Origin of the sequence: Aeromonas veronii (genome assembly GCA_041319085.1) — a bacterium.
GTDB lineage: Bacteria > Pseudomonadota > Gammaproteobacteria > Enterobacterales > Aeromonadaceae > Aeromonas > Aeromonas veronii_F.
The window spans coordinates 3,255,789-3,268,067 of the sequence record CP101033.1 but is presented as its reverse complement, the minus strand read 5'-3'; the positions used below and the strand labels follow the sequence as shown (position 1 = coordinate 3,268,067).

General features: G+C 61.5%; 13 protein-coding genes. 4 read left to right on the top strand and 9 right to left on the bottom strand.

Annotation, left to right across the window (positions count from 1 at the left end; genetic code table 11):
• Positions 1 to 36: 36 nt before the first annotated feature.
• A complete protein-coding gene (locus NMD14_15395) occupies positions 37 to 378 on the bottom strand; it encodes a DUF2956 domain-containing protein (protein ID XEI32129.1) in 342 nt (113 codons plus the stop codon).
• Between the two features lie 174 nt (positions 379 to 552).
• Positions 553 to 1,413 carry a Tim44-like domain-containing protein gene (locus NMD14_15390; GenBank protein XEI32128.1) on the bottom strand — a complete coding sequence of 287 codons (861 nt, stop codon included), beginning with the start codon at positions 1,411 to 1,413 and terminating at the stop codon, positions 553 to 555.
• A 363-nt stretch (positions 1,414 to 1,776) separates the two neighbouring features.
• Here NMD14_15390 and dnaB point away from each other — a divergent pair, with 363 nt between their 5' ends.
• Both dnaB and alr read left to right on the top strand, forming a co-directional pair.
• Positions 1,777 to 3,171: a replicative DNA helicase gene (gene dnaB, locus NMD14_15385; protein XEI32127.1), complete on the top strand. Its 1,395-nt coding sequence runs from the start codon at positions 1,777 to 1,779 to the stop codon at positions 3,169 to 3,171.
• A gap of 371 nt (positions 3,172 to 3,542) precedes the next feature.
• Positions 3,543 to 4,616 (top strand): alanine racemase, encoded by a 1,074-nt coding sequence (gene alr / locus NMD14_15380; protein XEI32126.1) that lies wholly within the window; start codon positions 3,543 to 3,545, stop codon positions 4,614 to 4,616.
• A gap of 131 nt (positions 4,617 to 4,747) precedes the next feature.
• Here alr and pepE read toward each other — a convergent pair whose 3' ends face one another.
• The 5 genes from pepE to NMD14_15355 form a co-directional block, all read right to left on the bottom strand.
• A complete protein-coding gene (pepE, locus tag NMD14_15375; protein XEI32125.1) occupies positions 4,748 to 5,473 on the bottom strand; it encodes a dipeptidase PepE in 726 nt (241 codons plus the stop codon).
• Positions 5,474 to 5,704: 231 nt separating this feature from the next.
• A complete protein-coding gene (locus NMD14_15370; protein ID XEI32124.1) occupies positions 5,705 to 7,054 on the bottom strand; it encodes an endonuclease/exonuclease/phosphatase family protein in 1,350 nt (449 codons plus the stop codon).
• A gap of 207 nt (positions 7,055 to 7,261) precedes the next feature.
• Positions 7,262 to 8,074, bottom strand: a complete 813-nt coding sequence (locus tag NMD14_15365; protein XEI32123.1) for a heme ABC transporter ATP-binding protein — start codon at positions 8,072 to 8,074, stop codon at positions 7,262 to 7,264.
• 11 nt (positions 8,075 to 8,085) lie between these two features.
• Positions 8,086 to 9,117, bottom strand: coding sequence for an iron ABC transporter permease (locus tag NMD14_15360; protein ID XEI32122.1), 1,032 nt, complete (start codon positions 9,115 to 9,117; stop codon positions 8,086 to 8,088).
• Positions 9,114 to 9,965 carry an ABC transporter substrate-binding protein gene (locus tag NMD14_15355; GenBank protein XEI32121.1) on the bottom strand — a complete coding sequence of 284 codons (852 nt, stop codon included), beginning with the start codon at positions 9,963 to 9,965 and terminating at the stop codon, positions 9,114 to 9,116. The genes NMD14_15360 and NMD14_15355 overlap by 4 nt, the downstream gene beginning before the upstream one ends.
• Positions 9,966 to 10,135: 170 nt before the next feature.
• Here NMD14_15355 and hutX point away from each other — a divergent pair, with 170 nt between their 5' ends.
• Together hutX and hutZ are read left to right on the top strand one after the other, a co-directional pair.
• On the top strand, positions 10,136 to 10,648 hold the full coding sequence (gene hutX, locus NMD14_15350) for a heme utilization cystosolic carrier protein HutX (GenBank protein XEI32120.1): 513 nt from the start codon (positions 10,136 to 10,138) through the stop codon (positions 10,646 to 10,648).
• The gene (gene hutZ, locus NMD14_15345; protein XEI32119.1) at positions 10,645 to 11,202 is read left to right on the top strand and encodes a heme utilization protein HutZ; all 558 of its coding nucleotides are present in this window, start codon (positions 10,645 to 10,647) and stop codon (positions 11,200 to 11,202) included. Before hutX ends, hutZ begins: the two co-directional genes overlap by 4 nt.
• A gap of 87 nt (positions 11,203 to 11,289) precedes the next feature.
• On the opposite strand, the gene NMD14_15340 is transcribed toward hutZ, so the two are convergent.
• Positions 11,290 to 11,673, bottom strand: a complete 384-nt coding sequence (locus NMD14_15340; protein ID XEI32118.1) for a hypothetical protein — start codon at positions 11,671 to 11,673, stop codon at positions 11,290 to 11,292.
• Between the two features lie 37 nt (positions 11,674 to 11,710).
• Positions 11,711 to 12,265 carry a cysteine hydrolase gene (locus NMD14_15335; GenBank protein ID XEI32117.1) on the bottom strand — a complete coding sequence of 185 codons (555 nt, stop codon included), beginning with the start codon at positions 12,263 to 12,265 and terminating at the stop codon, positions 11,711 to 11,713.
• Positions 12,266 to 12,279: the final 14 nt, after the last annotated feature.

Below are 12,279 nucleotides of genomic sequence, written 5' to 3'. Positions count from 1 at the left end.
AAGAGGATCCCGGATAATGGTTTGCTACCGCTAGCCTCAGCGCAACCAGAACCAGGCGGCAAAACCCAGCCAGCTCAGCACCAGCAAGATCCAGGGCAGGGGATGCTGATGGCTCACTTCAACCAGTTCGAGCTGATCGTCTTGCTCTTCGGTTTGTGGCGTGCCCTGTGGCTGCCTGGCTTTGGCCTGCAATTTTTTCTGGCGGCTCGCTTCGCGGGCCCGCGCCTTCATCTGCTTCTTGTATTCGTCGATGCCTTTCTGGATCCCTTGCGCGATAAGCTGGGTCTGCTCCTTGGTCTGCCCCGGCTTCTGGTTGGCACGGGCAATTTTCATCGCCTCCTGCTGGGTCTCGGGGGAAATCTTGTCGTACTTGGCCATCAAATCATCTCCTCGGGCATGGCTGGCTGGGGAGTATGCCATAAAGGCACGTCCGGGTGGTGGTCACAACGCTTCACTCACCCATGACGATGACCATTGCCAGTGAGAAATGAGGGGATGAAATGAAAAGAGGCGGCCCGTGGGCCGCCTCTTGCGCAGTGACAATCTTAAACCTTACAGCTGCTCGATACCGACGATATGCCAGGGGGCATTGTTCTTGGCCAGATCGCGCTCGAGGTGCCACACCTCTTTGATATCTTCCTCGACCTGCTCCTGACGGTCCATGTAGCGGCCGCTGAAGCGTACGCTCACCTGAGCCCAGTCGCTGCCGTAGTCGGCGCGCACCAGCTGGGTGTCAACGTACATTACTTCGGTGTGCTGGTCGCCAGTCAGTTCGGCGCGCTCGGCTTTGAGCTGTTCGAACAGCTCCGGGCTGACATACTCGCGCACTTTTTCCAGATCGTTCTTGTTCCACGCCTCTTGCAGGGTGCGATAGTGATCGCGGGCACCGGCCAGGAAGCTGTTCATGTCAAAGCCTGGCGGCAGGCGGAACGGCACGTCGCTGTCGGCAAAGCCGGTCGCTTGCGGTGCGCTGTTGTTCTGCTCGAACTGCTGCGGGGCCGCGGATTGCGGTGGCTGATAGCCCGCATAGGCCGCCTGTTGTGGCTGTGGCATCGCGACCTTGCCCCGGCGCAACGTGCGCAGCAGGAACACGGCACCCAGTGCCAGCAGGGCGATCAGCAGGAAGTCCATTCCTTGCAGACCTTCAAAGGCACCGCTGCCCAGCAGGTAGGCAAACAGGCCACCGGCCAGCAGGCCGCCCAGCAGGCCACCCATCATGCCGCTCTTTTTCGGCGCAGTCTGGGCACCCAGTGCCGGGTTCTTGGTGTCGACCGGTTTGGCCGCAGGCTGGGCCGGCGCAGTTTTGTAACTTTTACCAAAGGATTTGCCGCCGCCAAATTTCTTGGCTTCGGCGTGAGGTGCCCCCAGGCCAATGGCCAGGATCACGGCAAACAGGGTCAGCATCTTTTTCATTTTGACTCTTTTCACTCTCGTCTGTGGGTGGGGCATGCTCCGCTTTGGCAAGCTCAGCAAGGCGCATGGCAGGCTGCCTGTCCCTAATTGTGTCGCAGCTTGTATTCATCATTATCACTGTTGGCATGAATTATTCATGAACGAGTTGTCTGGTCATCAGGCGTCAAGAGCAGGAGTACACCGCATGAAAAGCAGACGATTGAGTCGCAAGGAACGCAAAATGCGTAGCAAAATCAAAAGTAACAAGAGTGAGCCGGCCCTGGTCTGGCCCTTTATGATGGTATGAGCCGCCAGATAGGGCTCGCCGTAGTTGGCTTTCTTTTGTAAAATTCCCGTCCCCTTCCCGCTGCGGTTTTTATGTGTATGGCAGAGCAAGTGACGGCGAAAAAAGACGCCAAGACACAACAGCTGAAAGTTCCTCCCCACTCTTTTGAGGCCGAACAGTCCGTACTGGGCGGCCTGATGCTGGATAACGATGCCTGGGATCGGGTTGCCGAGCGGGTGATCGATCAGGATTTCTACAGCCGTCCGCACCGGCTGATCTTCCAGGCCATGACCCGCCTCTCCAACGCGGGCAACCCCATCGACCTCATCACCCTGCAGGAGGAGCTGGAGCGCTCCGAGCAGTTGGAGGAGTCCGGTGGCTTCGCCTATCTGGTGGAGATCGCCAAGAACACCCCGAGTGCCGCCAACATCAACGCCTACGCCGAAATCGTGCGCGAGCGGGCGGTGGTGCGGGAGATGATCTCGGTCGCCAACGAGATAGTCGAAGCGGGCTACGAGCCACAGGGCCGTACCTCCGGCGATCTGCTCGATCTGGCCGAGAGCAAGGTATTCAAGATTGCCGAGCAGCGCACCAGCGCCAACGAGGGGCCCCAGCCGCTCAAGTTGATCCTCGAACAGACCGTCGACAAGATTGAAGAGCTGTTCAAAACCCCGCACAACGGCGTGACCGGGGTATCGAGCGGTTATGGCGATCTCGACAAGATGACCGCCGGTTTGCAGCGTTCGGACTTGATCATCGTGGCGGCCCGTCCCTCCATGGGCAAGACCACCTTTGCCATGAATCTCTGCGAGCACGCGGCCCTCACCGCCGACAAGCCGGTGCTGATCTTCTCGCTGGAGATGCCCTCCGAGCAGATCATCATGCGTATGCTCGCCTCGGTCGGTCGCATCGACCAGACCAAGGTGCGTACCGGTCAGCTCGACGACGAGGATTGGGCGCGCCTCTCCTCCACCATGGGATTGCTGCTGGAGAAGGGCAAGATGTATATCGATGACGCCTCCGGCCTCACCCCAACCGATGTGCGCTCCCGTGCCCGTCGGGTGGCGCGCGAGCACGGCGGCCTCTCGATGATCATGGTGGACTACCTGCAGCTGATGCGGGTGCCGGCGCTCTCTGACAACCGTACGTTGGAGATCGGCGAGATCTCCCGCTCTCTCAAGGCATTGGCTAAAGAGCTGCAGTGCCCGGTGGTGGCGCTCTCCCAGTTGAACCGAAGTCTGGAACAGCGGGCCGACAAGCGTCCGGTCAACTCGGATCTTCGTGAATCGGGCTCCATCGAGCAGGACGCGGATTTGATCATGTTTATCTATCGTGATGAGGTTTATCACGATGACAGCCCGGACAAGGGGATTGCCGAGATCATCATCGGCAAGCAGCGTAACGGCCCCATCGGTCGCGTGCGCCTCACCTTCCAGGGTCAGTTCTCCCGGTTCGACAACTACGCCGGCCCGGCGTTTGATGATGATTATTGATAAGTAATGGATAAGGCCGTCCGGATAGGGATTGCCAGGAGTGCCCTGAAAGATGGCGGATATCTCCGGCAAGCAGCGTAACGGTGCCAATGTCGGCCGTGTGCGCCTCACCTTCCAGGGCCAGTTCTCCCGGTTCGACAACTACGCCGGTCCGGCGTTTGATGACGACTATTGATGTAAACCCAGGGTGATGGGGGATTAGCCATCACCACGACTGCCCTGACCGATGGCGCAAGCAGATAGTGGCCGCTGGTCGGGGCTTGTTTTCCCGGTTCGACAATTATGCCGGTCCGGCCTTCGACGACGATAAGTGAGTGGCGGTCTTCGGCCCGATGAGGGGGAGACCATTTGTGCCCTCGTAAGGGAAAACCATGAAAGCGGCTACTGCCCAAATCAACACTGCGGCCTTGCGCCACAACCTCGCCGTGGTCAAGCGCCACGCTCCCGCTTGCAAGATCATCGCTGTGGTCAAGGCCAACGCCTATGGCCACGGACTGCTGCCGGTCGCCCGCACCCTGGTGGATGCGGATGCCTATGCGGTGGCCCGTATCGAAGAGGCGCTGATGCTGCGCTCCTGCGCCGTGGTCAAGCCCATCGTGCTGCTGGAGGGATTCTTCTCCGCTGACGATCTGCCGGTGCTGGCGGCCAACAACCTGCAGACGGCGGTTCACACCTGGGAGCAGCTCGAAGCGCTGGAGCAGGTCGAGCTGCCAGCCCCCGTGGTGGCCTGGCTCAAGCTCGACACCGGCATGCACCGCCTCGGGGTGCGTGCCGACGAGATGCCCGCCTTTATCGAACGACTCGGCAAGTGCAAGAACGTGGTGCAGCCGTTCAACATCATGACCCACTTCAGCCGCTCAGATGAGCTGGAGCAGCCCACTACCCGCGAGCAGATCGATTTGTTCAGCAAGTTGACCGCGCCGCTGGCGGGTGAGCGGGCCATGGCCAACTCGGCGGGCATTCTGGCCTGGCCGGACTCCCACTGCGACTGGGTTCGCCCCGGCGTTATCCTCTATGGCGTGTCGCCCTTCCCCAACACGGTGGCGGCCGATTATGACCTGCAGCCGGTGATGACCTTGAAGACCCAGCTGATTGCGGTGCGGGATCACAAGGCGGGCGAGCCGGTGGGCTACGGCGCCAACTGGGTGGCGGATCGTGACACTCGCCTTGGCGTGATCGCCATCGGCTACGGTGACGGTTATCCGCGCATGGCACCCAACGGCACATCCGTGCTGATCAATGGCCGCATCGTGCCGCTGGTGGGGCGTGTCTCCATGGATATGAGCACGGTCGATCTGGGGCCGGGCGCGACCGACAAGGCCGGTGACGAGGCGGTGCTGTGGGGCGAGGGGCTGCCGGTGGAGCGGGTGGCCGACGAGATTGGCACCATCCCCTACGAGCTCATCACCAAGCTCACCTCCCGCGTCTTTATGGAATACGTCTGATGTGGCAGCAGTGCCTGTAGACCCAAGATAAAGACCCAAGATAAACAGAGGGATGGCGCCGAGCCATCCCTCTTTTGTTTTTACGGTTTCGCGAGCTATCCGCTTGCCCGTGGTGAAGCGCTCTGCGTGGCTCAGCCGACCTTGAAGGGGGTCAGCTCGGCCAAGGGGCTCGCGTCCATAAAGGCTTGCGGCTCCTGGCCATGTTTGAAGATCTTGAAGTCCTGATCGCGAGCGCTCCAGTACTCCAGATGCTCACCACTTACCTGCAGCAGACTCGCTTCGCGCAGGGCCACCACATATTCGCTCTGGTTGATGGCGCAGAATTCGGCCAGCCGCTCGTCGCGGGTCTCGCCCATATGGCCGCTGATGCTGGCGTCCAGATAGTGGGGGTTGATCTGCAGCGGGAACAGGCCCAGCGCAGGCAGCACGGCGGCGTTGCAGACCGGCATGTCATTGGTGGTGCGGATGCTCGGGGTTGCCACGTTACAACCGGCGCTCCAGCCCACATAGGGAACGCCACGTTCGCGCACGGCGCGCTGGATCGGCACGATCAGGCCATTTTCATGCAGCAGCTGGTTGAGGCGCCAGGTGTTACCGCCGCTGATAAAGATGGCGTCGGCCTGATTGACGGCATCGACCGGATCATCGAAGTGGTGAATGCTGATGGTTTCGATCCCGAGGCTCTCGGTCAGATCGTTGGCGCGGGCATCCCAGTCGCTGCGGATCACCGCGTAGGGGATGAGCAGGATGCGCTTGACCTGTTTGCGGACCAGCAGGCTTTGAACCCGATCCCGGGCCCAGCCGAGCAGACCGGGAAATTCGTTGGCTTTACCATTGCTAAGCAGAAGCAGTTCCATCAATACGTCCTCAAAAAGTGAAAGCGGAGGAGGGCGGGCCACCGGATCCGCCGCGCGGCCGGATGGCAAGAGGAGGCATAATACCACCATTGGCACGGCAGTTCTGTGATCGGGTGGCCCATTCAATGGCTGAGGATGGGTGACGCCATGCCAAGCGGTGGATGAATGAGCCGCGGTCAACTTGCACACATCGCCAATAAAAGACCCCGCCGCAGCGGGGTCATGGCAGAGTTAGTCGATATCAATCCAGACCAGACGATGATCCGAGCTGACCCCCTTGGCGATGCCGAGTTTCGCATCATAGACCAGGTGATAACCGGCTTCGAAGCTGGCAGGCCAGAAGACGCCGCTCTTGACCACGTTGAGGTTGGCAGAGGGGATAACGTGATCAAGTTGCAAGCCGCTGCTGCTGGTGATGCGCTCCGGGTGTGGGCGAGCATTATTGCGCTTGCAATCGGCCGCCTTGTCCAGACACTCGGGGCCCCCTTCGCTCACCGGGATCAGGGTGCCATTGGTCACAGCCTGATTCATCAGGGCGTTGTCCAGCAGCGCCTGAATCGCGGTCAGATCACCATCGCCGGTGAGCGGATCGGCGTTGAGATCCCCGGCGATCACGAACTTGGCGTTTTTGGCCAGCCCACCCTTGGTGCCATTGTCATCGGTCATGTAGTTGAGACCCTTGACGTAGTCGTTCCAGAAGGCGATCTCGGCGCGGTTGTGCTTGACGTTGTGGCGTGCCGCGTTGCCGTAGATGGGAGGCGTCGGGTGGGAGATCAGGAAGTGGATCACCTCTTCCCCCTTGTCGGTCTTCACTCGCACCGGCACATCGGCGTGGTTCTTGGAGGAGAGCGGGAACTGCTGCCACACCTCGTCGTCATACCAGGCATCGCCGCACTGGCGGCTGGCCGGGATCTTGGCTGCGGTGTTGTAGCAGTCGTCGATGATGGGGTTCTGTTCGCCCGGCATATCCTTCCACTTGAAGTGCTGGAAGGTACGGATCTGCTTGGTGTCGATAGGATATTGGGACATCACCGCAAAGGCGTATTGGCCGTGGTAGTTGCCAAAGCCCCAGCCATCATCGGCGGTGGTCTTGCCATCGAGATTGAGGTCATAGCCACTTTGCAAGCCGGTGTTGGTGGCGAAGTTCTGCAGCACCGGATAGCTGATGGCCGTCACCTCGGCGTGCTGGGCGTGGGCCAGATAGTTGTCATTGAAGGCTTTCAGATCGGCGGTGCTCTCGCCTTTGCCATCGTTGTCGAACTCGTTGAGCAGGAATACATCCGGGCGGGTGCGCTGGATGATCTCCGCCACGTTGCGGATCTGCTGCACGTTCTTGGCTTTGGTTTCAGTGGCGCCGCTCAGGCTCCCTTCGGCGAGGCGGGCCAGCAGGGCATCCTGCTCGGTGCGTGTTAGCGCCAGCTCACCGGTCAGCATCCCGGCGGCAGTGCGGTCAAAAGAGAGGTTGAAGGTGGCAAAACGAACCATGGGATCAGCTGCCTTTGAATCGTTGTCGCTGTTGCAGCCAGCCAGCATCCCGAGGGAGATGGCGGCAGCCAGTAGGGTCTTGTTGATATTTTTCATTGTTTTTGTTCCGTAGCATCAATGAGTTATGCCTTCTGTGAGGCGGCACCATTATAAGAAGATGTAGATGCTGCGGGGATTTTGCCTGAGCAAAGTGTGAGGATATTCACACCACTTATTATGCAGTGATGAATTTTGATGTGGTTAGATGGGCTTAAGGGAATCAAGCGAAAATGTTCCCCTTCGCTGTCGACACCCCCTTTTCTATTACACCACCATCGGCAGGCCGCTCTCGGGGTGGTGGATCACCTGTGCCGGATAGTCATAGAGACGGGCGATCAGCTCAGGGGTCAGCACCTCGGCAGGTGTGCCATCGGCCATCAGCTTGCCCCGCTCCAGCATTACCAGCCGATCGGCATAGCGCGCCGCCAGATTGAGGTCGTGCAGTACCACCAGCACCGCGGTATTGCGGCTGGCCAGGGCACGCGCCATGGTGAGCAGCTGATGCTGGTATTTCAGATCCAGCGCCGAGGTGGGCTCATCGAGCAGCAGCAGGCGGGGTTGCTCGGTCTGCTCGGTCGGGGAGGGGGCCTGCCAGATCTGCGCCAGCACCCGGGCAAATTGCACCCGCTGCCGCTCGCCGCCGGAGAGCCCCGGATAGAGCCGCTTGGCCAGATGCTCGACCCCGGCATGGGTCATGGCCGCCGCCACTATCTCGTCACGCCGCGCCGCCGGTTCACTGTGGGGCAAGCGCCCCATGGCGACCACTTCCTCGCAGAGAAAGGGGAAGTTGAGGGAGGAACTTTGCGGCAATACCCCGAGCCGGTGGGCCAGCTGGCTGCTGTCCCACTGCTGGCGATCCGCGCCAAACAGGGTGATGGAACCCTCATATTCCAGCTCGCCGGTCAGGCACTTGAGCAGCGAGCTCTTGCCCGCCCCGTTGGGGCCGAGCAGGGCGGTGAGGGTACCGCTCTCGAGACTAAGATCGAGCCCATCCAGGATCTGGCGCTGGCCACGGCGCAGGCTGAGTCGGGTGCAGCTTAACAGGGGGGCGGAGAGTGAGGATGAGAGTGGTTGCATAACAGTCCGTATCACAGAGCGCGGCGGCCTTTTACCAGCAGCCAGATGAAGAAGGGGGCGCCGAGCAGGGCGGTGATGATGCCCACCGGCAGCTCGGCCGGGGCCAGCAGGGTGCGCGCCAGCATGTCGGCCGCCAGCAGCAGGGTGGCGCCAAGCAGGGCCGAGAGTGGCAGCAACCTGACGTGGTTGGGGCCCGCCAGCAGGCGCACCAGATGGGGCACTACCAGCCCGACGAAGCCGATCATCCCCGATACCGCCACCGCCACTCCGACGCCCGCTGCGGTGAGCAGGATCAGGCGGCGCTTGAGGGATTGCACATTGACCCCAAGATGACGAGCCTCTCCTTCACCCAGCAGCAGGGCGTTGAGGGGATTGGCATCGCGCATAAAGAGCCACAGCAGGGCCGCCAGGGTGAGCAGGGCCAGCGCCACATCGGCCGGTTTTCCCGCCGCCAGCGTTCCCATCTGCCACAGGCTCAGGTTGCGCAGCATCTGATCGTCCGCCAGATAGGTGAGCAGGCCGATCACCGCGCCGGAGAGCGCCGTGATGGCGACCCCGGCCAGCAGCATGACGGTGACCGAGGTGCCCCCCTCACGGGTGCCGAGCAGATAGACCAGAGTGGTGGTGAGCGCGCCGCCGAGAAAAGCGAGCAGCGGCAGCAGGCCAACCCCGATGGTGGCTTGCAACTGCTGACCGAGTGGTGCCAGCAGCACGATGGCGAGCGCCGCGCCGAGCGCTGCACCGCCGGAGACCCCGATGATGCCGGGGTCGGCCAGGGGGTTGCGAAACAGCCCCTGCATCACGGCGCCACAGAGCCCGAGGATCCCGCCCACGGCGATGCAAAGCAGGGTACGCGGCAGACGAATTTCCTGCACGATCAGCAGCTTGTGCGACTCAATCCCGCTCTCCTGCCCGGCAAACAGTGCCCGTAGACTCTCGCCCAGGGTGAGCGCCATGGGGCCGGTTGCCAGCGAACCGAGCAGCAACAGCGCCAGTGCGGCCGTGGTGAAGGCCAGCAGCCAGGGGAGGGGCAAGCGCATCATGACCCCTTCTTGATCCACTGGGCGATCTGGTTCGCCTGTTGCAGGGAGTTGAGGCTCAGGCCCCCTTGCAGGGCGTGACCGTCGATGGCGTGAATGGCGTTGCGCTTGCCAGCCGGGGTAGCGGCCAGTGCGGGCACTTCCGCCAGCACCTTGGCCGGATCGGCATACTGCTGCCAGTCACGACCGCTGACCAGCACCAGATCGGGCTGCATCTCGATGAGGGATTCGGCGGATACCGGCTTGTAGTTACGCAATTCGGCGACCGGATTGATGCCGCCCGCCAGCGAGACCAGCGCGCTGGCGGTGGTGTCCCCCCCGGCGATGCTGGTGGGTTGCCCCTTGTGCAGCAACAGGAAGGCGACCTTGAGCGGTTTGTTCTGTTTGGCTTGCGTCGCCAGCTGATCGGTCTGGGCCCGGATCTCTGCCTTCAGGCGATCGCCAGCTGCTTTGTTGCCCAGCAGGCTGGCGAGGGTGTCGATACGCTGATTGAGGTTGGCGAGGGTCGGCGCGGTATCCAGCACCTCCACCTTGACCCCGGCACGGCGCAGCTGATCCAGGGTCGGGGCCGGGCCCATCTCGTCACTGCCCACCAGTCGGGTGGGGGAGAGGCTCAGGATCCCTTCGGCGGCCAGTGCCCGGTGATAACCCACCTTGGGCAGCCCTTTTGGCAAGGGGCTGCTGACATCGGTGGCGATCAGGCTCGATTCACCGCCAAGGGCCAGAATGAGTTCTGTGGTGGCGGGACCGATACTGACGATACGCTCTTGCTGGCCGTCGGCGGCAACGGCAGAGAAGTGAGACAGTGAACTGCAGAGCAGGGTGATGGCGAGGGCAAGACGACGGCCCATGCTAACCTCCGAAGGGGTGAATGAAACGGGTGTGCCGCCGAGAATATCAAGGCTTTGGAAAAAATGCACTGATAATGATAGCAATTATCAATTGCATTGATTTCGGTGCTTTATTAGAGTAGCCGCCATGATAAACAGCGGGACGACCTAGTTCCGCAGAGGGAGAAAACATGAGCATTGCACAACGCATTCACGCGCTGCTGGAGCAGGATCCCGGCGCTCATCCGTCTACCATGGCGGCCCAGCTTGCCATCAGCGAATGGGAGGTGGTTCGCCATCTGCCCGCCGAGCTGGTGACCCTGCTACCGGCCGATCGCGCGCAAGGTCTGCTGGAAGATCTGGCCGACTGGGGCCCGGTGACCACCATCGTCGAATCAGAAGGTTCCATCTTCGAGGTAAAAGCCCCCTTCCCGAAAGGCAAGGACGCACGCGGCTACTACAACCTGATGGGCCGCGATGGTGAGCTGCATGGTCACCTCAAGCTCGACAACGTGGCGGGGATTGCGCTGGTCAGCAAGCTGTTCATGGGCAAGGAGGGGCACTCCTTCCAATTCTTCGGTCACTCCGGCCGCTGCATTTTCAAGGTCTATCTGGGTCGTGACGAGAAACGCCAGCTGCTGGCCGATCAGGTCACCCGTTTCATGGCGCTGCGCCACAACTCTCAAGAGGAAGTCAAAGCATGAGTGAACGTCAGGAGCGTCTGCAGAACCGCCTGCAACCGGAGATCCGCGAGTTTCGCGACAGCTGCCGTACCCTGCAGCTCGCCACCGTCGATGGCGAAGGCAATCCCAATGCCAGCTATGCCCCGTTTGTGCTGCAGGAAGATGGCTACTATGTGCTGATCTCCGAGATCGCCCGCCACGCCCGCAACCTGCAACAGGTGCCCAGGGTATCCCTGATGCTGATCGAGGATGAGAGCGGTGCCCGCGAGCTGTTTGCCCGCAAGCGCTTGACCTTCGATGCGGTGGCCGAAGTGGTGGCCCGTGACGACGCTCGCTGGAGCAAGGCGGTGGCGGCGCTGGAGGGGCGTTTTGGCGAGATCATCATGGGTCTCTCCAACCTCAAGGATTTCAAACTGTTCCGCCTCAAGCCGGAGCAGGGGCTGTTCGTCAAGGGCTTCGGCCAGGCGTTTGCGGTCTCCGGTGACGAGCTGGTGGATTTCGTCCATCTGGTGGAAGGGCATAAGCGCATCGACAACGGTGCCGAGCTCACCAGCCCGGCCGATGCGCCGGTCTGACGATCCCTGCCGACCACGACAGCCGTCATAACAAAACGGGCAGCCACTGGGCTGCCCGTTTTTATTGCGTTATCTCATCCGGCCTGTTCAATCCTGCCAGCTGGCCTTGTTGGGAAAAGCGCGACGATCGGCATCGGTGGCCGTTTCGTTGCACTCCCCCCGCACCTTCCAGGAGGTCTGGCTCAGCACTATGTACCCCTGGCGGCAATACTGCTTGGTCGCCAGGGTCTCGGTCAGCAGGTTCTCCTGCAAGGCTTCCCGCTGTTCCTGCAGCCGCTGGCTCTGGGCCGCCGAGAGGCCGCGCGGCAAGGTGTCGTTGGGCGCGGCTTCAAAGGTGAAGCGCTTGCTCCCCTCCTCGTTGATGTGGGTCAGAAACAGGGGTTCCGGCCTGTCATACTTCTGTCCGGGCAAGCTGGAGCAGGCCGACAGCAGGGGAACAATCAACAACAGGGTGGCAGACAACAGGCGCACGACAGACTCCGGTGAGAAACGAGGCTAGGCTCGCAGATTAGCACGGCTGCAGGGCGGGTGTTACTGCCAGCAGCTCGTCGGTGGTGAGCAGGGTGACACTGCGCCCCTCCGGCAGGCTGAGGTGGCGCCACATCCAGTGATGGTGCTCGGTGATCTGGGCCGCGTTCAGGTGGGGGCGATCGGCGGTGGTGTGACCATCGCTCAACACCAGCACCTCGTACCCATGGGAGGCGGCACTGCGCACCGTGGTATCGACGCAGAAATCGGTGGCGCAGCCACAGAGGATCAGTCGATCGACCGGCTGCTCGGCCAGCAGGAAGGCAAGCTCGGTATCGAGAAAGCTGTCACAGGCTGTCTTGCGTACCCGGCTATCGCTCTTGGCTGGCTGCAGCGCACTGTGCAGTTGCCAACCCGGGGTGCCCGGTTCCAGTTCGGTACCAGGGGGCGAGTCATGCTGGATATAGATGACCCGTCCCTGTTGCTGCCTGACATGGGCCGCCGCCCGATTGATATTGGCCAGCACCTGCTCCTGGCGGTAACGGGGCTCGTTGAACAAGCCTTGCTGCACATCGATGATCAGTAACACATCCATATTTTACCCGCCGT

Bases quoted from the DNA above. Each gene is read 5' to 3' on its own strand.
- NMD14_15395 (XEI32129.1), bottom strand. From the start codon at position 378: ATGGCCAAGTACGACAAGATTTCCCCCGAGACCCAGCAGGAGGCGATG.
- NMD14_15390 (XEI32128.1), bottom strand. From the start codon at position 1,413: ATGAAAAAGATGCTGACCCTGTTTGCCGTGATCCTGGCCATTGGCCTG.
- dnaB (XEI32127.1), top strand. From the start codon at position 1,777: ATGGCAGAGCAAGTGACGGCGAAAAAAGACGCCAAGACACAACAGCTG.
- alr (XEI32126.1), top strand. From the start codon at position 3,543: ATGAAAGCGGCTACTGCCCAAATCAACACTGCGGCCTTGCGCCACAAC.
- pepE (XEI32125.1), bottom strand. From the start codon at position 5,473: ATGGAACTGCTTCTGCTTAGCAATGGTAAAGCCAACGAATTTCCCGGT.
- NMD14_15370 (XEI32124.1), bottom strand. From the start codon at position 7,054: ATGAAAAATATCAACAAGACCCTACTGGCTGCCGCCATCTCCCTCGGG.
- NMD14_15365 (XEI32123.1), bottom strand. From the start codon at position 8,074: ATGCAACCACTCTCATCCTCACTCTCCGCCCCCCTGTTAAGCTGCACC.
- NMD14_15360 (XEI32122.1), bottom strand. From the start codon at position 9,117: ATGATGCGCTTGCCCCTCCCCTGGCTGCTGGCCTTCACCACGGCCGCA.
- NMD14_15355 (XEI32121.1), bottom strand. From the start codon at position 9,965: ATGGGCCGTCGTCTTGCCCTCGCCATCACCCTGCTCTGCAGTTCACTG.
- hutX (XEI32120.1), top strand. From the start codon at position 10,136: ATGAGCATTGCACAACGCATTCACGCGCTGCTGGAGCAGGATCCCGGC.
- hutZ (XEI32119.1), top strand. From the start codon at position 10,645: ATGAGTGAACGTCAGGAGCGTCTGCAGAACCGCCTGCAACCGGAGATC.
- NMD14_15335 (XEI32117.1), bottom strand. From the start codon at position 12,265: ATGGATGTGTTACTGATCATCGATGTGCAGCAAGGCTTGTTCAACGAG.